The 22596-nt window shown below is 64.0% G+C and carries 21 protein-coding genes and 4 tRNA genes; 12 read left to right on the top strand and 13 right to left on the bottom strand.

The annotated features are described in order from the left end of the window. Positions 1-45 precede the first annotated feature (45 nt). Positions 46-861: an FHA domain-containing protein gene (locus tag EBB59_RS01045; RefSeq protein WP_211327669.1), complete on the bottom strand. Its 816-nt coding sequence runs from the start codon at positions 859-861 to the stop codon at positions 46-48. A gap of 97 nt (positions 862-958) precedes the next feature. Between EBB59_RS01045 and EBB59_RS01040 the strand changes: the two genes are divergently transcribed. From EBB59_RS01040 to arsC, 3 genes are all read left to right on the top strand, one after another. Then, positions 959-1234 carry a polyhydroxyalkanoic acid system family protein gene (locus tag EBB59_RS01040; protein ID WP_122100292.1) on the top strand — a complete coding sequence of 92 codons (276 nt, stop codon included), beginning with the start codon at positions 959-961 and terminating at the stop codon, positions 1232-1234. A gap of 62 nt (positions 1235-1296) precedes the next feature. Further along, a tRNA-Val gene (locus EBB59_RS01035) sits at positions 1297-1371 on the top strand. A 173-nt stretch (positions 1372-1544) separates the two neighbouring features. Beyond that, positions 1545-1889, top strand: a complete 345-nt coding sequence (gene arsC, locus EBB59_RS01030) for an arsenate reductase (glutaredoxin) (protein WP_122100291.1) — start codon at positions 1545-1547, stop codon at positions 1887-1889. Positions 1890-1899: 10 nt separating this feature from the next. Here arsC and EBB59_RS01025 read toward each other — a convergent pair whose 3' ends face one another. The 3 genes from EBB59_RS01025 to EBB59_RS01010 form a co-directional block, all read right to left on the bottom strand. Further along, the gene (locus EBB59_RS01025) at positions 1900-3528 is read right to left on the bottom strand and encodes an FMN-binding glutamate synthase family protein (protein WP_122100290.1); all 1629 of its coding nucleotides are present in this window, start codon (positions 3526-3528) and stop codon (positions 1900-1902) included. Positions 3529-3588: 60 nt separating this feature from the next. Next, positions 3589-3675: transfer RNA gene (locus EBB59_RS01020), tRNA-Leu, on the bottom strand. A gap of 704 nt (positions 3676-4379) precedes the next feature. Further along, positions 4380-4453 (bottom strand) — tRNA-Cys (locus EBB59_RS01010). Between the two features lie 427 nt (positions 4454-4880). Between EBB59_RS01010 and EBB59_RS01005 the strand changes: the two genes are divergently transcribed. The 9 genes from EBB59_RS01005 (at position 4881) to EBB59_RS00965 (ending at position 14072) form a co-directional block, all read left to right on the top strand. Continuing rightward, positions 4881-5258, top strand: a complete 378-nt coding sequence (locus EBB59_RS01005; RefSeq protein ID WP_158601676.1) for a DUF2946 domain-containing protein — start codon at positions 4881-4883, stop codon at positions 5256-5258. Positions 5259-5331: 73 nt separating this feature from the next. Beyond that, the gene (locus EBB59_RS01000) at positions 5332-7518 is read left to right on the top strand and encodes a TonB-dependent hemoglobin/transferrin/lactoferrin family receptor (protein WP_122100288.1); all 2187 of its coding nucleotides are present in this window, start codon (positions 5332-5334) and stop codon (positions 7516-7518) included. Positions 7519-7530: 12 nt separating this feature from the next. Beyond that, positions 7531-8421, top strand: a complete 891-nt coding sequence (locus tag EBB59_RS00995) for an MbnP family copper-binding protein (RefSeq protein WP_211327668.1) — start codon at positions 7531-7533, stop codon at positions 8419-8421. 20 nt (positions 8422-8441) lie between these two features. Continuing rightward, the gene (locus EBB59_RS00990) at positions 8442-9557 is read left to right on the top strand and encodes a methanobactin export MATE transporter MbnM (protein WP_245978886.1); all 1116 of its coding nucleotides are present in this window, start codon (positions 8442-8444) and stop codon (positions 9555-9557) included. 199 nt (positions 9558-9756) lie between these two features. Continuing rightward, on the top strand, positions 9757-9852 hold the full coding sequence (gene mbnA, locus EBB59_RS14440) for a methanobactin (RefSeq protein ID WP_122100285.1): 96 nt from the start codon (positions 9757-9759) through the stop codon (positions 9850-9852). 63 nt (positions 9853-9915) lie between these two features. Further along, positions 9916-10740 carry a methanobactin biosynthesis protein MbnB gene (mbnB, locus tag EBB59_RS00980; RefSeq protein ID WP_122100284.1) on the top strand — a complete coding sequence of 275 codons (825 nt, stop codon included), beginning with the start codon at positions 9916-9918 and terminating at the stop codon, positions 10738-10740. 7 nt (positions 10741-10747) lie between these two features. Further along, entirely contained in the window at positions 10748-11302 is a 555-nt protein-coding gene (gene mbnC, locus EBB59_RS00975; RefSeq protein WP_211327666.1) for a methanobactin biosynthesis protein MbnC, read from the top strand. Continuing rightward, positions 11281-12615, top strand: coding sequence for a multi antimicrobial extrusion protein MatE (mbnM, locus tag EBB59_RS00970; RefSeq protein ID WP_158601675.1), 1335 nt, complete (start codon positions 11281-11283; stop codon positions 12613-12615). The genes mbnC and mbnM overlap by 22 nt, the downstream gene beginning before the upstream one ends. A gap of 374 nt (positions 12616-12989) precedes the next feature. Beyond that, a complete protein-coding gene (locus tag EBB59_RS00965; RefSeq protein ID WP_147455469.1) occupies positions 12990-14072 on the top strand; it encodes a hypothetical protein in 1083 nt (360 codons plus the stop codon). Positions 14073-14891: 819 nt separating this feature from the next. On the opposite strand, the gene EBB59_RS00960 is transcribed toward EBB59_RS00965, so the two are convergent. The 9 genes from EBB59_RS00960 to EBB59_RS00920 all read right to left on the bottom strand — a co-directional run bounded on the left by EBB59_RS00960 (position 14892) and on the right by EBB59_RS00920 (position 22547). Further along, a tRNA-Gly gene (locus EBB59_RS00960) sits at positions 14892-14967 on the bottom strand. Between the two features lie 93 nt (positions 14968-15060). Further along, complete coding sequence (gene pgsA, locus EBB59_RS00955) at positions 15061-15657, bottom strand: CDP-diacylglycerol--glycerol-3-phosphate 3-phosphatidyltransferase (RefSeq protein ID WP_122100280.1); 597 nt, start codon at positions 15655-15657, stop codon at positions 15061-15063. Positions 15658-15659: 2 nt separating this feature from the next. Continuing rightward, positions 15660-17498 carry an excinuclease ABC subunit UvrC gene (uvrC, locus tag EBB59_RS00950; protein WP_245978868.1) on the bottom strand — a complete coding sequence of 613 codons (1839 nt, stop codon included), beginning with the start codon at positions 17496-17498 and terminating at the stop codon, positions 15660-15662. A gap of 7 nt (positions 17499-17505) precedes the next feature. After that, on the bottom strand, positions 17506-17982 hold the full coding sequence (locus tag EBB59_RS00945; protein WP_122100278.1) for a low molecular weight protein-tyrosine-phosphatase: 477 nt from the start codon (positions 17980-17982) through the stop codon (positions 17506-17508). Next, entirely contained in the window at positions 17979-18743 is a 765-nt protein-coding gene (gene kdsB / locus EBB59_RS00940) for a 3-deoxy-manno-octulosonate cytidylyltransferase (RefSeq protein WP_122100277.1), read from the bottom strand. The genes EBB59_RS00945 and kdsB overlap by 4 nt, the downstream gene beginning before the upstream one ends. Continuing rightward, entirely contained in the window at positions 18740-19753 is a 1014-nt protein-coding gene (gene lpxK / locus EBB59_RS00935) for a tetraacyldisaccharide 4'-kinase (protein WP_122100276.1), read from the bottom strand. Before lpxK ends, kdsB begins: the two co-directional genes overlap by 4 nt. Continuing rightward, entirely contained in the window at positions 19750-21492 is a 1743-nt protein-coding gene (gene msbA / locus EBB59_RS00930; protein WP_122100275.1) for a lipid A export permease/ATP-binding protein MsbA, read from the bottom strand. Before msbA ends, lpxK begins: the two co-directional genes overlap by 4 nt. Further along, positions 21489-21932 carry an ExbD/TolR family protein gene (locus EBB59_RS00925; RefSeq protein ID WP_122100274.1) on the bottom strand — a complete coding sequence of 148 codons (444 nt, stop codon included), beginning with the start codon at positions 21930-21932 and terminating at the stop codon, positions 21489-21491. Before EBB59_RS00925 ends, msbA begins: the two co-directional genes overlap by 4 nt. A gap of 3 nt (positions 21933-21935) precedes the next feature. Further along, a complete protein-coding gene (locus tag EBB59_RS00920; protein ID WP_122100273.1) occupies positions 21936-22547 on the bottom strand; it encodes a MotA/TolQ/ExbB proton channel family protein in 612 nt (203 codons plus the stop codon). Positions 22548-22596 lie beyond the last annotated feature (49 nt).

The following is a 22596-nucleotide window of genomic DNA, read 5'->3' as shown; positions in this document are numbered from 1 at the left end:
GCATCGCAACACAACCGTCGTTGGCTGGCAAGTGGCGCGCCCAGCTCAGCGCACGCCGAACCAGAGCAAGGCGGCGAGCGCCGCGGCGCTCGCCACGGCGGCGACCAGAAGCCAGGGGATGCGCCATCGCGGCGCGGCGGCGGCGGTGTCGCTCGCGGGATCGGGCATCTTCCGCTTCTGCGCGGGCGGCGCCACGCCGCGCTCGGCGGCACGTCCCGGAACGTCCAGCACGTAGCGCTCGCCACCGGCGAAACCGAGCTGATCGCCGGGACGCAGACAGGCGACCGCGACCGGCTCGTCATTCACCCGCACCCGGCCCAGCGGTTCGGCCGCGCTCAGCCAGACCTTGCCACTTTGCTGGAACAGCTCGGCCACCGTTTCATCCGCGCCATCCAGGCGGATCGTGGCGTTGCGCCCGCCCACACGCACCAGTTGGTCGAGCGGGAAAGCACGACCGTGATCGCGCCCGCAGAGACCGCGCAGCAGCAGCGGCCGATGCCCGGACCGCCGCTCGTCCTCCTCGCTGGGCGGTAGCTCGCGTCTGGCGCGGCTTTCACGATCCACCAAGCGCATTTCCACCCCTTCGCAATGGATGCCGTCGCCCAGACGCAGAAAGGCCAGATGCTGCACCGGCCGGCCATTGACGTGGACGCTGTGCACGCCCTCGGCGACATGCAGCCAAAGGCCGCGCGCATCGAAGCAGAAATCGATCAGCGAGCGTCCTCCAGGGGAAGCCAGCAGCAGCCCCCGGTCGAAATCCGGGTCGCGGCACAGCCCATTCATGCCACGCCGCAACGGCAGGTCGCTATGCGCGTGGCCGGGGAAGCGGAGGACGGGTTGCGGTTCGGGATGGGTATTCACTTCGGCCGATTTTGGCACACACCTGTGAATCCATCACCGGCTGCAAGCAAGTGGCGATGCAGGCAAAATCGCGCTCCCCCCATCCGCACGGAACCCCATGGCCGACCTCGACATCCTCCACCCCACCGCACTCGGCATGAGCGAGGCACGCTTGGCTGTCGAAGGCGTGGCGCGCACCTTGCGGGAGCGCTTCGGCATCGAATCCGCCTGGGAGGGCGACGAACTGCGGCTCCAGCATGGCGGCGTCGATGGCCGGATCGCCCTGTCACCGGGACGAGCCCAGGTCAACGCCCAGCTCGGCTTTCCGTACTCGGCGATGCAGGGGATGATCGAAACCGAGATCCGCCGCGTGCTGGCGGAGAAGCTCGGGTGAAGACCACTGCCTCGGGAGGCTTGGCAAGCGACGCGCTGGCGCCTATACTGCGCAGCCCTTTCGGGCAGTTAGCTCAGCGGTAGAGCATTGCCTTCACACGGCAAGGGTCGCAGGTTCGATCCCTGCACTGCCCACCAAAAACGGCCCCCTGAGATTTCAGGGGGTTTTGTTTTTGCGCCTTCCTTCGGCATCGCACACCGAAATGCGCGCACATGAAGCTCAGCCGAGGGCATGATTCTGGTATCGGCCTGGGCGTGCCCATGCCCGGCCCATTCCCCCGCAACGCCCACTCCACCAGGCCTATTCCACCATGACCCGCTATTACCACAACCCACGCTGCTCCAAGTCCCGCGAAGCCCTGGCCCTGCTGCAAGCGCGCGGCATCCAGCCCCAAGTGCTCACCTATCTGGACGCCCCGCCCGACGCGGCCACCCTGCGCGCCTTGCTGACCAAGCTCGGCATCCCCGCGCGCGAGCTGCTGCGCAAGGGTGAAGAGGCATACAAGGCACTCGACCTGGGTAATCAGGACAAGGATGACGAAACGATCATCGCGGCCATGGTCGAGCACCCGATCCTGATCGAACGCCCGATTTTCGAGCATGGCGAACGTGCGGTGATCGGCCGGCCACCCGAGCGAGTGCTGGAACTGCTCTGAACCGCCGCGCTCAAAGCGCCTTGCTGAGCCGCAACGAAGCAATGCTCACCGGCGGCTCGAAGCTGTCGCTGCGCGCGATGCCCCAATACTCGCGGAATACCGCGTGCCGCGGCGGGGCCTCCTGCAACAGCTCGCCCGGCGACAAACGCGCGAACAGATTGCCGTAGGCGCGGATCTCCGTCGGCGACACGCGGCGCAGGATGTGTTCCGGCCCCAGTTCCTGGGGATGCGTCAACCCGGCCGCGCAGAGCAGATCGCGCAACGCCTTCAGCGTGTTGTCGTGAAAGGCGTGCACGCGCGCGGCCTTGTCCGCGACATCCAGCCGCTTCCAGCGGCGCGCGTCCTGGGTGGCGATGCCGGTCGGGCAACGGTCGTTGTGGCAACTTTGCGACTGGATGCAGCCCAGCGCGAACATGAAGCCGCGCGCGGCATTGCACCAGTCGGCGCCCAGCGCCATGACACGGGCGATGTCGAAGGCGCTGGTGATCCGGCCGGCCGCGCCCAGGCGAATCTTTTCCCGCATCCCCAGCCCCACCAGCGTGTTGTGCGCCAGTTGCAAGCCCTCGTGCATCGGCACGCCGACGTGATTGATGAATTCCGAAGGCGCCGCGCCGGTGCCGCCCTCGGCGCCGTCGATCACGATGAAATCCGGCAGTATCCCGGTCTCCCGCATCGCCTTGGCAATGCCAAACCATTCCCAGGGATGGCCGATGGCAAGCTTGAAACCCGTCGGCTTGCCGCCGGAAAGCTCGCGCAGCGCGGCGACGAACTCAAGCAAGCCAACCGGCGTATCGAACACCGAATGCCGTGCTGGCGAAACACAATCCACGCCCATCGGCACGCCACGGGTGGCGGCGATCTCCGGTGTCACCTTGGCCACGGGCAATACGCCGCCATGCCCAGGCTTGGCGCCCTGCGACAGCTTCAACTCGATCATCCTGACCTGCGGATCGCGCGCCTGCGCGGCGAAGCGTTCGGCGCTGAAAGCGCCATCGTCATCGCGGCAGCCGAAATAGCCGGAACCGATCTCCCAGATCAGGTCGCCGCCATGCTCGCGGTGGTAGACCGATATGGAACCTTCGCCGCTGTCGTGGGCGAAACCGCCGCGCTTCGCGCCCAGGTTCAACGCACGGATCGCATTGGCCGACAACGCGCCAAAACTCATCGCCGAGATGTTGAACACGCTGGCCGCGTAAGGCTTGGCGGAATCGGGGCCGATGACGATGCGGTAATCGGCATCGTGGTGGGGCGTCGGCGCCATCGAGTGGTTGATCCATTCGTATCGCGCGCCATAGACATCCAGTTCGCTGCCGAACGGCACCACGTCGCTGACCGATTTCGCCCGCTGGTAGACCAGCGAACGCTGCTCGCGCGAATACGGCACCTCCTCGGTATCGCGCTCGATGAAATATTGGCGGATCTCAGGCCCGATGCCTTCCAGCCCATAGCGGAAATGCGCCAGCACCGGATACAGCCGGCGCAAGGTGGAGCGCGTCTGCAACACGTCCCACAAACCGAGCGCGGCCAGCGTGCCGGCGACACCGAACCCCCACCACCAGGCCGGATGCGCGCCCAGAGCCAACACCAACGAAACCAACGCGAAAGCGATGCAACAATGCCAGGCAAGGTGGCGCAGCATGGGAACTCCCGGGACAAGCGCCGGCGCGACGTCGATGCGTCATCCGGCTATTCGGCTCAATGGTGCCCGGAGTGGGACTCGAACCCACATACCCTTGCGGATGAGGGATTTTAAGTCCCTTGCGTCTACCAGTTTCGCCATCCGGGCATGATGCGATGATCGCTTGACCACGCGGCGCGTCGCTTGGGCGACCCCCTGGCCGCCATTCGGGACGACTCGCCTACACGGCAGGCGGGAAGGTTACACGTTTCTCGCCCACCGGAATACGGGGGCGGCCCGGGCGTTTCGCACTTCGTTCCAGCCCCAGCTCCCCCGCCCTGGCCAAGCCCTGAAACAACGAAAGACCCAGGAAATTCCTGGGGACTTTCGCATTTCATCGATGGCGGCCGGAGTCGGAATCGAAAAAACCCGCGAGAAGGTACGTATCAACGTGATCGACGGCCTCGCCAAACTGCTGGCACGCATCCGCGAACGCAAGTCAGGGCGCAAGCGCATCAACACTCGCCTGATCGTCGACCTGCACGGAAACCCAGTGGGAACCAATGCGGTGAGCCGGTGGTTGATGGAGACCTGCAAGGCGGCAGGCGTCGAGGGCGTGCAATTCCACGACCTGCGCGCCAAGGCCGCGACAGACACTACCGAAGCCGGCCAACTGCGTGACCCACGCACCTGCCCGGCCACATCCGCGAAGCGACAACGCAGCGCCATGTGCGCAATCGCGTCGGTCGAAAAGCGTCGCCAACCCCGAAAATTGCGGGGCGCTCCGCAAAAACGACATCCGGCGACGCACAAGGCAACGGGTAGAAAAAACAAAAAACCCCGGTTTTCCCGAGGTTTTCTGCTGTTTTCGATGGAGGCCGGAGTCGGAATCGAACCGGCGTACGCGGATTTGCAATCCGCTGCATAACCACTCTGCCATCCGGCCATCGAAGTGGATTGTGACAGATGCCGAAGCGATCCGTCCAAACGAAAAATCCCGGTGAACCGGGGCTCTGGCGGGCGGAGCGGAAAACGCGCCAGCCAACGGATCCTCAGCGTCTTGTTTCCCAGTCACCCACGCCCAGCAGTGAAGCACGCCACTATAGCTTCATTTCCCGTCCTCGACAACAAAGTTCATCCCACACCCTTCATCGAGGAACACGGACATCGCGCGCGCCATCGATGATTGGCGGCATGCGAGACCAATGGCGGGGGTGCAACGTCTACACGTCCGCGATGTCTGGAACTGTCTTCTACGTCACTGGACTGCCAGGAAGTACGGCAGTAGCATCGCCGTCGGGGTATTTTGCATCTCAACGCATCCAGGCAAGAAAAGAAACGACATGCGATTTCGGAGGCTGCTTCGTCACAGGATGCACCGCTTCGGCACGATTGCCGTTGCGCTGGCGTTCCTGTTGCAGACCTTCGCCGTAGCGAGCATGCCCCTGGCGTCCATCTCGGCGGATAAGGAAAGCATCGTCATCTGCACGGGGACGGGCATGAAAACCGTCCCCCTGTCGGGTTTCGGCATCGACATCGATCAAGATCAGCAAGACGCCGGAACGATGTCCTCCGGCGGCATGTGCGCGCTGTGTCCGCTTGTACACGGCATCGCCATTCCGCCCTCGCCTGCCTTCATCCCCGCGACCGACCTCAACACTCACGCCCCCCAGGCGCCGCCTGTCGAGCGCCTCCTAGCCGAAGGTTTCAGAACCACACACCAGGCACGCGCACCGCCCTCCAACGTTTGATCCGTCGCCTATCGCGTCGTCACGGGATGACTGCCCGAGCGCGCGCGTTCACGATCATCGTTGGAGTTTTCTCATGTTCGGAGTTTCCTCCGCGCAGGGTGCCGTCCCTGTGCTTCCGCGCCGCTGCGCGCTTGCCGCCGCCATCAATGCGCAGTTCGGTTCACGGCCTCGCGCCAGCGCCTCCACCTTATCTCGTTCCAAACGTTCCTCTGCACCGTGTGCGTTGTTGCTGGCGGCCTCCTGCTCGCTGACCGCAAACTTGGCGCATGCGCAACAAGCCGCCGATGCGGCCGTTGACTCATCGAACCATGCGGACAAGGTGACGGTTCTGGACACGATCACCGTCACGGCCACTCGCAGTCCCAACTCGAGTTTCGGGGTGCCGGCTTCCGTGTCCACCGTGAATCGGGGGCAATTGGACGATGCCCAGGCCAGCACCGTTTCAACGGTGCTTCGCACACTACCAAACGTCAACTATGGCGGTGGCCCGCGTCCGGCCGCTCAAAGCCCGGCGATCCGGGGTCTACAAGGCCCCCGCATCATCATTTCCGTCGATGGCGCCCGCCGTAACAACGATGGCGGCGTGAATACACTCCTGCTCATCGACCCGGATTTCATCAAGCAGGTGGACGTGGTGCGTGGCCCCATGTCCGCCGCCTATGGCAGTGGCGGCCTGGGCGGCGTCATGGCGTTCGAGACCATCGGCGCCAAGGACTTCCTGTCGCCTGACCAAACCTTCGGCGGCCGTGTGAAAGCCGGTTATCGCAGCGCCAACGAGGCGTCCTCCACGAATCTCTCAGCCGCCATGCGCGCGGGACGGTTCGATTTCCTGGCCAGCGCCACCTACCGCGACTTCGGCGATATCCGTACTGGCGCGGGAGGCGAGCATGCGAGATATCCGAACGATGGAAACCTCAAGAGCGGATTGTTCAAGGCCGGATTCTCCCCGAGTGAACGCAATCGCTTCGAGATGAGCTACCAGCGTTTCGCGGACAAGCTGGTGGGGCCCACCAACCCGGGCGGAAACCTGCTTTTCCCCTTCTCCCAGAAACTCAAGCGCAACCAGGAACAGTACACCGGCAGTTGGACCTTTCGGGATGCCGATCTCCCTCTGCTCGACGGCAAGCTGACGGTCTATCAGACCCGATTCAAGCTCAATGGCGAGAGCCGCTCCGTTCCACGGCAGCCGTCGACCTCCATGATGACCCAAACGGTCGGGGCAGGCTTGCAGAACAGCAGCCGTTTCGAGACGGGCTCATGGGCATCCCACCGCTTGACTTATGGCCTGGACTTTTACAGGGACACCAACGAAAACACGTCGGCCGGACAGGCCAACACGGTGCTTCCCAATGGCCGCATGCGCGCCGTGGGTCTGTTCGTCCAGGATGAGGTTTCCATTCTGGATCGCTGGACCTTGATCGGCGCGCTTCGGCGCGACGATTACCGGCTGACCTCACCGGGACAGAACGCGTCCAGCCACGACCGCGTCTCGCCTAAGTTCACGCTGAAATACCAGCCATGGGAGTTTCTGGCGGTCTACGGCAGCTACGGCGAAGCCTTTCGAGCGCCGAGCGTGACGGAAATGTTCGGCAGCCTCAACACCAACCGGGCGCTGTTCAATTTCCGCCCCAACCCCGCACTCAGGCCAGAAGCCAGTAAGACCAAGGAGGTGGGCGCCATGCTCTCCTTCGATGAGGTACTCGGTGCGGGCGACCAGTTACGGATCAAAGCGAGTTATTTCACCGAGGACGTGGAGGACATGATCGAGCAGAAGACGGTCGGTCGCTACACGCGCGAAGCGCCGTTCGTCGGCACCGGGCTCATATTCCAGCGGCTCAACGTCGCCAAGGGCCAAAGACGCGGGGGCGAGCTGGAGGTGGCCTACGTCCGGAACGACCTGGCCCTGGGCCTGGGTTATTCGCGGCTGCGCTCGAAGAACGCCCAGACTGGCGCCCACCTGTATGCGCCTCCCGACAAGCTGGCCCTTGGCACCCGATACCGGCTGGACGGCCACTGGTCCCTGCACTACCTCGGCCAGTTCGTGCGCGCGCAAGATTACGATTCGACGCTACTGCGCCGGCGCAGCGGTTACGCCACCCACGATGTCGGGGTGGGCTACGAGCACCGTCGATACCGCGTCGATGTCGGCGTCACCAACCTGTTCGACAAGGAATACGCCACCTACCAGCAATCCATGGCCAACACCTTCAGCTACGAAGAGGGGCGCAGCGTGAACGTCACGCTCGGCACCCGCTTCTGACCGGAGGACGACATGCACATGACCCTCATGGCGGCGGCATTGGCCCCGATAATCGGTATTTGCGGATACGCAAGCGCCGCCACACCTCTTGCGGAGACCCAACAACCTGTGGCGATCACCTTCGAGATGGTCGCCAATGGTCAAGCCGCGCGATGCGGAAAACCGCTGGGCGCGCTCGGCAGCGATGCCAGGCGCGCGACATTGAGAGATGCGCGCTTCTACGTACAGGACGTGGCGTTGATCGATGCCGACGGCATACGGACGCCCATCACCCTGACCGCCAACGATTGGCAGAACGAACAGGTGGCGCTGCTCGATTTCGAGGATGCCACTGGCGCATGCGTTGGCGGCACGCCTGACACCAACATGCTGGTCAGCGGGACGGTGCCGGCAGGTCGCTACACCGGCCTGGCCTTTACCGTCGGCGTGCCTTCGCCGCTGAACCACACCAGCACGGAATTGGAAGGCGCGCCGCTGGACATTCTCGCCATGGGCTGGAGCTGGCAGGCGGGCCGCAAGTTCATCAAGGTGGAGATCGACCCGGAAGGCGGCGTCGTCAAGGCGGATGGCTCCCGCTCCGCATCCTGGTACGTGCATCTGGGTTCCACCGGCTGTACCGGCAACCCGGTCACGGACGCGACGATCTCCTGCCTGCGCTCGAATCGCATTCCACTGGTGATGGATCCATTCGATCCAGCCAACCAACGGATCGAATTGGACCTGGCGGCGTTGTTCCAGACCAGCCGTATTTCGGAAGACAGCCAAGGCGCGGTCGGTTGCATGAGTGCGCCGGACGACCCGGAATGCGACACCATATTCAGGCAGCTAGGGCTTACGCTCGACGAGGACGCCCCGGTCAAACCCGGGCGTTCACCCATATTTCGCGTGCGTCCAAAGCAATGACGCGCCGAACCTTGCTCGCCGTGATCGGTTTGGCGGCGTTGCCCGTGGCGGCCCTGGCCACGGCCGCCATGACTGCCTGGTCGTGGGACCTGCCCTCGCACATACCCGAACCCCGGGTGCCGGAGGGCAACCCCATGTCGGTTGCGAAAGTGGAACTCGGCAGGCGCCTGTTCTACGACATGCGCCTATCCGGAAACGGCACGCTGTCATGCGCCTCGTGCCACCACCAGAACCGGGCCTTCACCGATGGACGGCCAGTATCCCTGGGCTCGACCGGAGAGCGCACGCATCGCAATGCGCCAAGCCTGGCCAACAGCGCCTGGCATGCGACCTACAACTGGGCAAGTCCGGCGCTGGTTTCGCTGGAACGGCAAATGGAAACTCCACTGTTCGGCGACGACCCCATTGAAATGGGGGTCAACGACGCAAACCGGCCGGAAGTGCTCGATCGCCTGCGGGCCGAACCGATCTACCCGCCGTTGTTCAAGCAATCCTTCCCGGGCGAAGCCGATCCATTGAATATGGGCACGGTAATCAAGGCCATCGCGGCCTTCCAGCGCTCCATGGTCTCGGTCGACAGCCGTTACGACCACTACCTGCAAGGCAAAGGGACGCTGTCGGATTCCGAAACGCGTGGCATGGCGCTGTTCTTCGGCGAAAAAGCCGAATGTCACCACTGCCATGGCAGTTTCAACTTCAACGACCAGGTGGTACACAAGAAAAGCCGCTCCATCGAAACGCTGTTCCACAACAATGGGCTGTACAACATCGACGGCAAGGGCGGCTATCCGTACCCGAATCGGGGCGTATTCGAGGTCACTGGGAAGCCTGAGGACATGGGCGCCTTCCGGGCGCCCAGCCTGAGGAATATCGAAGTCACCGCCCCTTACATGCACGACGGCAGCGTTGCCACGCTGGAGGACGTCATCGAGCAGTACTCCCAGGGGGGACGCATCACCACGTCCGGCCCGAACCAGGGCGATGGCCGAATGAACCCCTACAAAAGCGGACTCATCTCGAAAATCGACCTTACCGAACAAGAGAAGCGGGACCTGCTGAATTTCCTAAAATCACTGACTGACCAAGCCTTCCTGAAAGACCCGAGGTTCTCGGACCCGTGGAAGTCGGAAAAATAAACGCGAGTCCCCGATCGGCATGGATTTTCAACCAAAGAAGCGAGGCCGCCTATCGAGATAAACAAATAATGTTTCACCCAATCAACAATCTTGCGCGATGCCTGCGGCGATGTTGCGGGAAAGCTCCCAACATCCAGATCGATGACGCCATGACGAAGGCATCCGCTTCTTAAATTCACGATTCACCAAGGAGAAACTCATGAAGATCAAAGTAGCCAGGAAAATCACGATGGTCGTCGCCGGACGCGCGGGCGCTTGCTGCGCCTCGTGCTGCGCCCCGGTCGGCGTGAACTAAGCAAGTCCGGCCCGCCACCGCGAGACATTGCCGGTGGCGGGCTCTTCCACAGGAGAGCACGCCGTGCGCATTGGATTCAACTATACCCTCGGAGATACCGCGCCCTTGGTGCGCCGCCTGCTGGCGTCCGGCCGGATCGATTATGTCGAGATGTTGATCGACAACTTCCTATCGGTGCCGCCGGACGAACTGGAAAATGGCTTCGACGCCCCCGTGGGGTTTCACATCATGTTCTCCAAGTTCATCGAGAACGACGAGGCCGCTCTGGAAAGCATGGCGCGGCGGCTGCGCGATTTGATCGACAGACTCAAGCCGCTCTATGTTTCCGATCACATCGCGCGCTTCACCCATGAGGGGCGCCAGCTTTACCACCTGGCCGAGATCGACTACGTCCGCGACTACGAGCAGGTCAAACGCCGAGTGGACTGGTGGCAACAGAAACTGGGATGCCGCCTGCACCTGGAAAACTATCCATCGATCATGGATGGCGGGCACGACGCGCCTCGATTCCACGAGCGCTTGCAGCGCGATACCGGCGCCGGCGTCCTGTTCGACGTATCCAACGCGGTATGCGCCCACCTCAACTGTGGCGTTGCGCTGGAGGCGTGGGAGGGGGTCATCGAAACCAACAGCCACTTCCACGTCGCCGGCTACAACCTGTCCATCCTGGCCCCGCATTTGATCGTGGATACCCACGACCGGGCGCTGTCCGATACGACGCTTGCATTCCTGGAGCGCTACCGCGCGCGCTTCGACACGCCCGGGGCCACCATCACCTATGAGCGCGACGACAACTTCGAGGAAGCGGAGATCGAAGAAGACCTCGATCGCCTGCGCGCCTTGTTCGCCCAACCATCCATGGGGACCCGCGATGCATCATGCGCTTGACCTTCGTATGATCGATACGGATCTGCTGGACGCCCTGACCGTACCGGCGCGTCAAGGAAACTACCCGCGCGAATCACGTGCCTTCGTACGTATCGACACCAGCCTGCGGGTGTACTGGCACACCCTGTTCGACATTTGCCCCGGCTTGCTGGAACTCTCCGGCCCGGATGGGCTTTCCATCTTCCGCCCCTTCATGGCGTGGGCGAACGAACAGAAACTATCCCTGAACTGGACTTACTACCTGTGGGTGGATATCTGGCTGCGGCAATCCCCCTTTCGCGATCAGGTCACGCCTGGGTTGCGCTATGCCTTGATGGGCGCATCGGCCGCGCGCTGGGCCACCGGCGACCGCTCGGAATTCCAGGGAATCGCTCTGGGGGGCGCCGACGTTCCCGATCTCGTCTGCGGCTGGAAAACCGCATCGCTCGATGGCGGCCGGGAAATCGAGCGCATCGAACTGGAAGAGGCGCTCCCGGCACCTGGCACCCCGTTCGGCCACTTCCTGCTCCCGGCCCGGTCGCTGGACGACGGATTTCCCGGATGGCAAGCCCTGCCGCGATGACGCCCTCCCCCACCATTCGCGGCAGCGCATTCTGGCGGGGCTTCGCGGCCCTGTTGCTGGCATTCGTCGTAGCACAGTTGTCGCTACAGGTGGACGTGGCCATGCTCGCCCGGCACGCGCCCGGCATGTCGGGCGCGTATGTATTGTTCACGCGGCTGGTATTGATCGATTGGGTCGCGGCAATGGCCTTCGGCGCGGTGGTATCGGTCGCCATCGCCCAAGCGGCGCGACACGGCAGTGCCAGTCTCGTCATCCGCTGGGCGATGGGATTGGCGGGGCTGATCGGCATCGTGCTACTGCTGACGGGGTGGCTCCTCTATCCCGCGTTGGCGCCGTGGGTGGCCGGCGGCGATGAAGCCCTGGTGGCGATGCTGGAATCGGCGATTCCCTGGTTCGTCGCCGGCGCACCGTTTCGGATACTCAATGCCTGCGCGGCGTTTGCGCTGCACGCCACGCATCGAGGGACCACCATCTTGCGCTGGAAAGTTTGCGAAGTGGCGGCCAAAGTCGCCATGAACATCGTGTTCCTGAACATCATCGAAGCCGGTTTCGTCGGGTGCTTCATGGCTTCGCTGCTGGTTCAAGCCGCGTCGAGTGGCTGGGTTCTGATGTGCTTGCGCAAGCAAACCGGCGGATTCCCGCTATTGCCACCAAAGCGCTGGGGCTGCGAACAAGCCATCAAGGGCGCCTGGGAGGGGCAACGCATCCTATCGATGCAACTATTGGGGCTTATCACGGTCGGCCTGTTCGCATGGCCCGGCATATCAATGGTCACGACGGAACGGCTGGACGCATTCGGTGCCGGCGTGGCCCTGGCCATGCTCGTTTTCTCCCCGCTCGCGGCGCTCTCGCGCTTCCTCGCCATCCGGTTTTCGGGTCGGCCCGACTGCGAGGTTCAAGCGCTCATGCGTGAATTGCTGAGCCATGGCATTCCGATGATAGCCATGGTGGCCGTGCTGCTCGCGCTGGGGCAGCATTGGCTCGGTCTCAGCGTTTACGCACAACAAGGACCGTGGTGGTCCATCTTCGTTTGGTCTCTGGCGCTGTCTTTGCCGGTACGGCTGGCGACCAATATCTTGCGCGCCGCGCTGCAAGGCCGTGGAGATTTCAACAACGTGGCCAAGGCCGATTCCCTGATGGGCTGGATATTGGGGTTGCCACTGATAGCGATTGGCTTGAAACTCGATTCGCCGACACTGGCCTATGCCTATCTCTGGCTTCCGGAAATTTCGATATTCGCGTGGCTGACCTTCCGATACCGGGCATCGGCCCGCATGCGCGATGCCGCCACGGGTATCGCCGAGAACTCGTGATGCGAACGACGGCCCGGCAAGTCACGGCTGGATTTTCTTCATCTCGAAGCACTCGGGCGCGGCATTCACAAAATGTCTCCAATCCAGGGGGCGATGGCCCACTCCCCACGGCACTCCCGCACCATCCTCACCGCGCGCAGCGGTTCATACCACCGGCGACGAAGACGTATAGGGAACGCTGGACCTGGACTTGCTGGGCTACCGCCCCCTCGGCTTCCCATCCATGAACACGCCAGCATGCGCGATGGCACCGGCCAACCGTTTGAATGGCTAGATTTTGTCACGGAAGGGAAAGATTCGCCCCGACCGGTACGCAGCACCCTCCAATGTGATATACAAGTTGCACTCACCTGAAAATCGATAGGAAATTTCAAATGAAACTAAAGAAATTAGGAATGATCACCCTATTACTGCCCGGAATGGCCGTTGCGGCTGATGGCATGACCACATCAGACATCATGTTCGAGTCAATTTCGAGTATCACCAACGACCACGCTCTGAGCGCCGCGACCGGCAGCGCATTCAAGGACGCAATACCCTCGTATGAAAACGACGGCAATGAAAACACGACCACTCGCGCCGGTCTGCGGGTGCGCAAAATCTCCGTCATCGCGGCGCTCCAGCACAACCTCGGCATCGATGTCGCTGGCCATCTGACGGACGCACCGAAATTCGTCGCGGCGCTGAACAAAATCCTGCCCACCGAAAACGCGCTGAAAGCGGACGATCTCGCCAACTTGGATAACGTCGTGATTTCCATGCAGCCTGGTTCGAAGGAAGTGTTGACTGATCTGGCTCCTGATTCGAAGCAGCAACCCATCGTCGATCTGCACCTGCGTTTCACGCTGACCGCCCAAGCGGGCAAGACGATTGGCAAACAAAATGTCGACCGGCTGGTGCTGGAGGGGCTGACGAAGGTCAAGCTAACCGATTATCGTCGGGTCGATCAATCCACCCTGGCCGCGACGAAAACGCCGGCGCACGTCACCATCAAAGGCGACAAGCCAAAAAGCGCGACCTACGCCACACTGACGCAGGCACTGGATGGATATTTCGACATCACCGATCCATCGTTCGCCACGACTTTATTCCCCATCTGGAACGTCGATCCCACGACCGACCGGCCCATGTTCGTCGACAAAGCCAGTGGCGAGCCGGTAAAACACTCGCTCAACAGCGATCAGATCGACACTCTGGCGGCAATGTATACAGGTCTGGACGGCAAGGGCTGGGGGGATTTTGGCAAGGCGAGAATCAAAAGGGCCGTGCAAAAAGTCAGCTTCGTAGCGTCTAATCCGGCTGGCGGCCCCAAATCGACCAAGAATGGCTATGAAGGGAATTTTGACGTAACCATCAATTTCATTCAGCACTGGAGCTGGAACAAGGCGCCTTACACGGAAAGAGCGGCGGACTTCACGCTGAAAAACGTGCCCATCAGAATCACTTTCAATAAATGATCCGAGCCGCCGAATCCGTGTTGGCGCCAGTGCTCAGGTTGGTGGACTTGGCCTGGTTGCCAACCAGGTCGTAGAACCTCGGGAGGTTGCTCATGGCCGCGACACGATGCACGGGTGGCTGATGGTCGAATGCCGGGCATGGTCGGCATCCGTTGTATCCCTCCATGAAGGGCGCAAGGCCGCCTTTCGCTCGGCTGAGCTTCGTAGGGCCTGGCATAGGTCCGCTATCGCGGGCTGATCCGCACGAGACACTCGGCCTTACCGTTGGTTTCAGGCGCGTAGGGCCGAGTGTGGATGTGGCGGATACCGGGGTTTATCAGGGCAGTCTGAATTTTTGTATGCGGGGGTGATCATCCGGCACGCTCAGTTGCGCCTTCAGGCTCGCGGGCGGGCTTCGCGCATGTGGAAGGCTGGATGCGCTGGCAATGCCTTGAGTGCTCTAAACATTCGACGCACATGCTCCGGTCGCCAACAGCAAAGCTGTCAGCCAGGCAGCTCCAAAGCTGCGAACCAAGCTTCCCATTCGCCAATGCGCTCGGTTGGATGATCCAATCGCAAGCGTAACTGCGAAACGGCGTTTCAGTTCGCCGTAGGGGATTAATTCCGCATGGAAGGCTGGGTAATGGAGGCCGGGAAATCCACGGGCGGGAGACCGGGAGCCAAGGGCAGCCAGCAGGGTTGTCCCACACTAGAAGCGGATACCCAAAACTTACCGGCCGCCGGTAAGTTCCCGTAGCTTTTTGCTGGAATGAAAAAAGGAGCCGAAGCTCCTTTTTTCAACGCCTTGCGGATATCGACGGACATCTGCGAATCATAAATTGGAGCGGGAAACGAGGCTCGAACTCGCGACCTCAACCTTGGCAAGGTTGCGCTCTACCAACTGAGCTATTCCCGCGTCGCTGAGCCGTGCATTTTACGGGCTTCCGGATATCTGTCAACACTTCCGTGAAAAATTTTCGCCATGCGGCGAACGCATCGGCCATGTGGTTCAAGCGGCGCGCTTGCCCTCTCCCGCCCGCAACGCCGGCCAAGCCGCGCGCAAGTACTCGAATCCCGACCACAAGGTCAGCAGCGCGGCGCCGGCCAGCAACCAATCGCCGATCAGAAACACCTCGCGCCCTAGCCACAGCCACTCCGGTGGATTCCTGGAGGGCGAATACAGCAGGCAGCCGATGGCGATCATCTGCACCATGGTCTTGATCTTGCCGACCATCTGCACCTTGACTTTGGCGCGCTGGCCCAGCTCGGCCATCCACTCGCGCAACGCCGACACCGCGATCTCGCGGCCGACGATCACCCCCGCCCAGCACGCCATCCACGGCGTCGGATGCGCCTGCACGATCAGGAACAGCGCGGTCGAGACCATCAGCTTGTCGGCCACCGGGTCGAGGAAGGCGCCGAACGCCGAGAACTGGTGATAGCGCCGCGCGATCCAGCCATCCAGCCAGTCGGTGAAAGAGGCCAGCGCGAACAGCGACATCGCCGCCACGCTGGTCCACTTGAAGGGCAGATAGAACACCACCACCAGCACCGGAATCATCATGATCCGGGCCAGCGTCAGCATGGTGGGAATGGTCAGCGTCATTTTCACGATGCGGCATTCTCGCCCAAACCGTGCAAGGCCGTGTAGATGCGTTCGGCCAGCGCGTGATTGATGCCCTCGACGCGCGCAATCTCGTCGATGCCGGCCGCCTTCAGGCCGACCAGCCCGCCGAAGTGCTTGAGCAACGCCGAGCGACGACGCGGGCCGATGCCCGGGATGTCTTCGATGCGGCTGGTGCTGCGCGCTTTCTGGCGGCGGCCGCGATGCCCGGTGATAGCGAAGCGGTGCGCCTCATCGCGCACCTGTTGGACCAGTTGCAGGCCGGGCGAATGCGCGCCGGGCCGCCATTCGCGGCCATCGGGCAGCAACAGAGTTTCGTGCCCGGCCTTGCGCGCCTCGCCCTTGGCCACCCCCACCAGCGCCACGCCATCGACGCCAAGATCGGCCAGCACCGCCTGCGCGCGCGCAAGCTGCCCCGCGCCACCATCGATCAGCAGCAGGTCGGGCAGGATGCCCTCCTCCTCGACCGCGCGCCGGAAGCGCCTATCCAGCGCCTGCCGCATGGCGGCGTAGTCGTCCCCCGGCTCGATGCCGGCAATGTTGTAGCGCCGGTATTGCGCGCGCAACGGGCCTTCGCCATCGAAGACCACGCAGGAGGCCACGGTCGCCTCGCCCATGGTGTGGCTGATGTCGAAGCACTCGATGCGCGCCGGTGGCGCCGGCAGTCGCAGCATCGTTTGCAGGTCGGCCAGGCGCGCGGCCTGCGCGGCACGGCCGGACAGCTCGGTCGCCAGCGAGACTTCGGCATTGCGGCGCACCAGGTCGACGTAACCCGCGCGCGCGCCACGCACGTTGTGCTTGATCTGCACCCGGCGGCCACCGGCGGCGCCGAGCGCTTCCTCCAGCAGTTCGATATCGGCAATCGCCCGGTCGAGCACGATTTCCCTCGGGGCGGGTTGCTCGGCGTAGTACTGCGAGACGAAAGCCGCCAACACTTCTTCGGCGCTGTCGGCGCCGTTGAGTTTCGGGAAATAGCCACGAGTTCCCAAGTTGCGGCCGTCGCGGAACGACAACAGCATCACGCAGGCGCGGCCGGCTTCCAGCGCGCAGGCCAGCACGTCGAGTTCCGCGGCATTGCCATCGACGAACTGCCGCGCCTGCACGGTGCGGATCGAAGCCAGCAGGTCGCGGATGCGCGCGGCGCGCTCGAAGGCCAGCGCCTGGCTGGCCGCTTCCATCTCGCCGGTCAGTTCGCGGGTGAGGTCGTCGCTGCGGCCATCCAGGAACATCGCCGCGCGGCGCACCGATTCATCGTAGTCGCGCTCGTCGACCAGCCCCACGCAGGGCGCGCTGCAACGGCCGATCTGGTATTGCAGGCAGGGCCGCGAGCGGTTGCGGAACACGCTGTCCTCACAATTTCGCAACTGGAACAGTTTCTGCATCAGGTTGAGCGTCTCGCGCACGGCGCCGGCACTGGGATACGGGCCGAAATAACGCCCCAGCCGCGAGCGCGCCCCGCGTTGCGAGGCAATGCGCGGCCAGCGCTCGCGGGTGATGAGCACGTAGGGATAGCTCTTGTCGTCGCGCAGCATCACGTTGTAGCGCGGCTTCAAGGTCTTGATGAGCTGGTTTTCCAGCAGCAACGCCTCGGCCGGGGTGCGCGTGACCGTGATTTCCATCCGCGCGATCTGCGCCACCATGTTGGCGATGCGGGTGCTGTGCGCCTTGCTGAAATAACTCGCCACACGCTTCTTCAACGCGGCCGCCTTGCCGACGTAGAGCAGGCTGCCATCGGCGGCATACATGCGATAGACGCCGGGCGCGGCGGTCAACGCGCGGGCATAGGCCCGGCCATCGAAGGGTTGGGAGGCGGCTTCGGACACGCCGCGATTATCGCCGCTGGATGTCGAGCAGGCGTCGAACGACCGCCCCGCCACCCTCGGCGACACGCCACCAGGCGCGCTCGAAATCACCGGCATCGCCGTAATAAGGGTCGGCCAGGTCGCGCCCGCCGTCGATGCCGGCCCAGTCCAGATAGCGGGCGAGTTCGGCGCGCCCCCGCCCGCCCGCGCGAACGCGCCCTTCATGCAGGGTATCGGCGTCGGCGAACAGGATCAGGTCGGAATCGTGGAAATCGTCCGGCCCGATTTGCCGGGCGCGCTGGCCGGCAATACCGACACCATTGCGCCGCGCCTCGGCGATGGCGCGCGGGTCGGGCGGGCGGCCGACATGCCACGGGCCGATCGCCGCCGAATCGACTTCGATGCGGCCCGCAAGTCCAGGTTCGCCGGCGACGGCGGTCTCCAGCCAGCCCTGCATCATCGGCGAGCGGCAGATGTTGCCAAGGCAAACCATCAATATCTTCACGGCCGCGAGGACTTCCAGCGCGCTTCGGCGCGCGCCAGGTCTTCCGGCGTATCGACGCCGGGCGGAAAGGCTTCCGGCGTCAAAGCGACGGCGATGCGGAAACCGGCCTCCATCACCCTCAGTTGCTCCAACTTTTCGATCCGCTCCAGCCGCCCCGGCGGCAGCGCGGCGAAACGGCGCAGGAAACCCGCCCGGTAGGCATAGATGCCGATGTGCCGCAGCCAGGGGTTTTCGTCCAGTACGTGCCCCTCGATGGAGAACGCATCGCGATGCCAGGGAACCGGCGCGCGGCTGAAGTACAGCGCGCGCTGATAGGCGTCGGTGACGACCTTGACCGCGTTCGGATCGAACACGGTTTCGCGATCCGTGACAGGGGCGGCCAGCGTGGCCATCTCGCAATCGGCGCGCTCGAGCAGCCCGGCCACCGCGCGGATGCCGGCGGCGGGCGCGAAAGGCTCGTCGCCTTGCAGGTTGACGATGATCGTGTCGTCGGCCCAGCCGGCGATGTCGGCCAGTTCAGCCAGGCGGTCGGTGCCGGAGGCATGATCGGGCGAGGTCATCGCCACGCGGATGCCTTCGCCCCGCACGGCGTCGAGAATGCGTGGATCGTCGGCCGCCACCCACACTTCGCGCGCGCCGGCCGCCAGCGCGCGCTGGGCGACATGCCAGACCAGCGGCTGGCCGCCGATCGGGCGCAAGGGTTTTCCAGGCAGGCGCGATGCGGCGAAGCGCGCCGGGATGGCGACGACGAAATCGGTCATGACCTGCTCCGGAACAAGGCCAGTTTGTCTTCCAACGCCAGCCAGAACGCTTCCGGCAGACGCGCCTCGATCGCCACGCACCAACTATCGTCGGGCGCGAAGGCCGCGCACTTCACCGCGTCCTTCTCGGTCATGAAGATCGGCAACGCACTGCCGAAATCGAGATCTTCCGGCAGGTAGGCATGATGGTCCGGGAAGGGGTGCGGGACCACGCCCAGCCCCTGCGCGCGCAACAGGTCGAAGAAGCGATCGGGGTGGCCGATGCCGGCGATCGCATGCACGCGACGCCCGGCGAAATCGGCAAACGACCGCGCCCGCGCGCCCTGCATCGGGAAGGGATGCCCGAACACCTGCCGCAGCGGCCATTCGCCGAGTTGCGCTTCCGGCAGGTCGGCGACGATGCCGTGGTTCACCACGCGGAAATCCGGCGCGCCAGCCTCTTCCGGGCGTTCGCGCAACGGGCCGGCGGGGATCAGCCGGCCGTTGCCATAGCGGCGCACGCCATCGATCACTTCAATGGCGATGTCACGGGCCAGACGCAAATGCTGCAAACCGTCGTCGCAAACGATGACATCGCAGCCGGCTTCGAGCAGCGCGCGGGCGGCGGCGACGCGGTCGGCATCCACCCTGACCTTGGCGCCGGTGCGGCGGGCGATCAGCACCGCTTCGTCGCCATGCGTGCGCGGATCGCTTCCGGCCTCGACCCAGCGAGCGGTTTCGGCTTCCTCGCGCCCGTAGCCACGGCTGGCGATGCCGGGATTCCAGCCTGCCTGCTTAAGGCGATTGACGATGGCGATCGCCAGCGGCGTCTTGCCACTGCCGCCGGCGGTGAAATTGCCGACCACGACCACCGGCGCATCGACCTTCCGCGTGCGCAGCCAGCCGCGCCGGTACAGGCCGCGACGCAGGCGCACCAGCGCGCCGTACAGTTTCGAGGCCAGCCGCGCCCATGCCGGAATGGCCTTCTCGCCATGCCACCAGGGCGGAGTCCCATGCGGCTTTACGCTCACACGGCCTCCCGGAACTGCATGCGATGCAGACGCGCGTACAGGCCGTCATGGGCGATCAACTCGGCATGCGTGCCCCGCTCCACCAGCCGGCCCTGGTCGAGTACCAGCACCTGATCGGCGTGTTCGATGGTGGACAGCCGGTGCGCGATCACCAGCGTGGTGCGGTCGGGCATCAGTTGGTTCAACGCATCCTGCACCAACCGTTCGGACTCGTTGTCGAGCGCGGCGGTAGCTTCGTCGAGGATGAGGATCGGCGCATCCTTCAACATGGCCCGGGCAATGGCGAGGCGCTGGCGCTGGCCGCCCGAGAGTTTGCCGCCACGCTCGCCGACCACGCTGTCGATGCCTTCGGGCAGGCGTTCGACGAATTCCATCGCGTTGGCGCCATGGATCGCCGCTTTCACGCGCTTGGCGTCGGCATCGCGCATCTCGCCGTAAGCGATGTTCTCGCCGATGCTGCCATCGAACAGCATCACCTGCTGGCTGACGATGGCAATCTGCCGGCGCAGATCGGCCAGCCGGTATTCGGCCAGCGGGTGGCCGTCGAGCAGGATTTCGCCCGATTCCGGCTGGTAGAAACGCGGAATCAGCTTGATCAACGTGGACTTTCCGCTGCCGGAACGGCCAACGATGGCAGTGACCGTACCCGGCCGCGCGGTGAAACTGAGGCCGTGCAGGGCCGGTACATCCGCGCCTTCGTAGCGGGCGCCGACATCGCGGAATTCGATCAGGCCACGCGCGCGTTCGAGCGGGCGCGTGCCGTGATCGGGTTCGTCGGCGGCATCGAGAATGTCGAACACGCGGTCGGCGGAATTGATACCGCGATTGAGCATGCTCTGCACGTTGGTCAACTGGCGCAGCGCCGGCACCAGGCTGATCATGGCCGTCATCACGGCCATGAAGCCACCCGCGCTCAGCTGGCCCTGCGCCGCCTCGCGGCCGGCGACGAACAGCATCGCCGCCATGCCGATCGCCCCCAGGCCCTGCACGAACATCGACAACGAACCACGGGTCACTTCAACCTTCAGCGCCAACCGCACGTTGCGGGCGGTCTGGTTGCCATAACGCGCCATCTCCGAATCCTGCGCGCCGTAGGCCTTCACTTCCTGCTGGGCGTGCAGGGCCTGGTCGGCGGTTTGCAGCATGTCGGCGGCGGATTGCTGAATCTCGTGGTTGAGGCGACGGTAGCGCCTGCCGACCTTGCCCATCATCCAGGCCATTGCCGGCGCCAGCACCAGCAGAACCAGCGAGACCTTCCAACTGTTCCAGAACATCACCGCGAGAAGCGCGATGATCTGCAACGCATTGCTGACCATCACCTTCAGCGCATCCACCGCGGCCTCCGCGACCTGCTCGGTGTCGGCGCCCAGGCGGGTCAGCATCGACGGCACGGTTTCGCGGTCGAAACGGCTGCCGGGCAAGCGCAGGTATTTGTCCATCAGTTGCAGACGCAAGTCGCGGGCGACATTGCGCCCGCTGCGGGCGATGGTGTAATCGCCGACCAGGCCGAAAAAGCCGCGCGCCAGCAACAACAGGACCATGCCCGCCGGCAGCCACCAGACGAACTGGCGGGCGACGAAGATGTCGTCGACGATGTGCTTCAACAACTCGACGATCGCCGCGCTGGCCCCGGCTTCCAGCGCCATCGCCAGGAAAGCCGCAACCAACAGGCCGCGATAAGGCTTGGCATAGCCGCGCAGGCGACGCCAGGTGCCGCGCGGATCGCCGCCTTCGCTCATTTCGCCTTGCCCGCGGCGGAATCGTGCCGCTCCGGCGCCGTCGCGATCATGATCTGGCGGAAACCGAGCTGGCCAAGCGCTTCGTAGGCGGTGACCACCGCCTGGTGCGGCGTGCGGGCATCGGCGCGCAGCAGCACCGGACGGCCGCGATCATCGCCCGCCACCTCGGCCAGGCTGCGCTTCAGCGCCTCGACATCGGTACGCAGCACTTCGCGTTCGCCAACGAAATATCGCCCATCGGCATTCACCAGCACCGACAACGGCTGCGCCCGGGTGGGCGCGGGTTCGCCATCGGCGCGCGGCAATTGCAGGCGCAGCACGGCGCGGCTGTCGAAAGTGGTAGTGACCACGAAGAAGATGATCAGGACGAGGATGACATCGATCAGCGGAACTAGATTGATCTCGGGTTCGTCATCGGCGCGGTGGTCGCGGATACGCATGGATCAGCCTTTCTCGTGTGGGTCCAGCACGTCGAGCAGCTCGGCCGCCTCGTGCTCCATGTCGACGATGTAACCGGCGACACGCCCCTTGAAATAGCGATGAAACATCAGCGCTGGGATCGCCACGATCATGCCGGTGGCGGCGCAGACCAGCGCCTTGCCGATGCCCCCCGCCAACTGATTGACGTCGCCGACACCGTGCTCGCCGATAACGAGAAACATCTGGATCATGCCGACCACGGTGCCGAACAGGCCCAGCAGCGGCCCCGCCGAGGCGATGCTGCCCAGCATGTTGAGATACTTCTCCATGCGATGGACAAGATGCCGGCCGGTGTCCTCGACCCGCTCGCGGATCGCCTCGCGGCCACGCTGGCGCACGTCCAACGCCGAAGCCAGCAACGCGCCCAGCGGCGAGGTGGCGCGCAACGAGTCGATATGCGCCGGATCCAACTGGCCGCGGCTGGCCCATGCGCGCACCTCGGCGCCGAGGCCGGGCGGCATCACGGCGGCGCGGCGCAGAGTCCAGAACCTTTCGACGATGATCGCCAGCGCCACCAGCGACAGCAGCAGGAGCGGAATCATCGGCCAGCCGCCGGCCTTCACCAGTTCGATCATCGTTTTCGCATCTGAGACGTTCGGAATGGCCGATAGGATAACTGAGGCC

It is taken from the genome of Solilutibacter pythonis, assembly GCF_003697345.1.
In the GTDB taxonomy this organism is placed as follows: domain Bacteria; phylum Pseudomonadota; class Gammaproteobacteria; order Xanthomonadales; family Xanthomonadaceae; genus Solilutibacter; species Solilutibacter pythonis.
The sequence above is the reverse complement of the archived record's forward strand: the minus strand, read 5'-3'. Positions and strand labels throughout refer to the sequence as shown.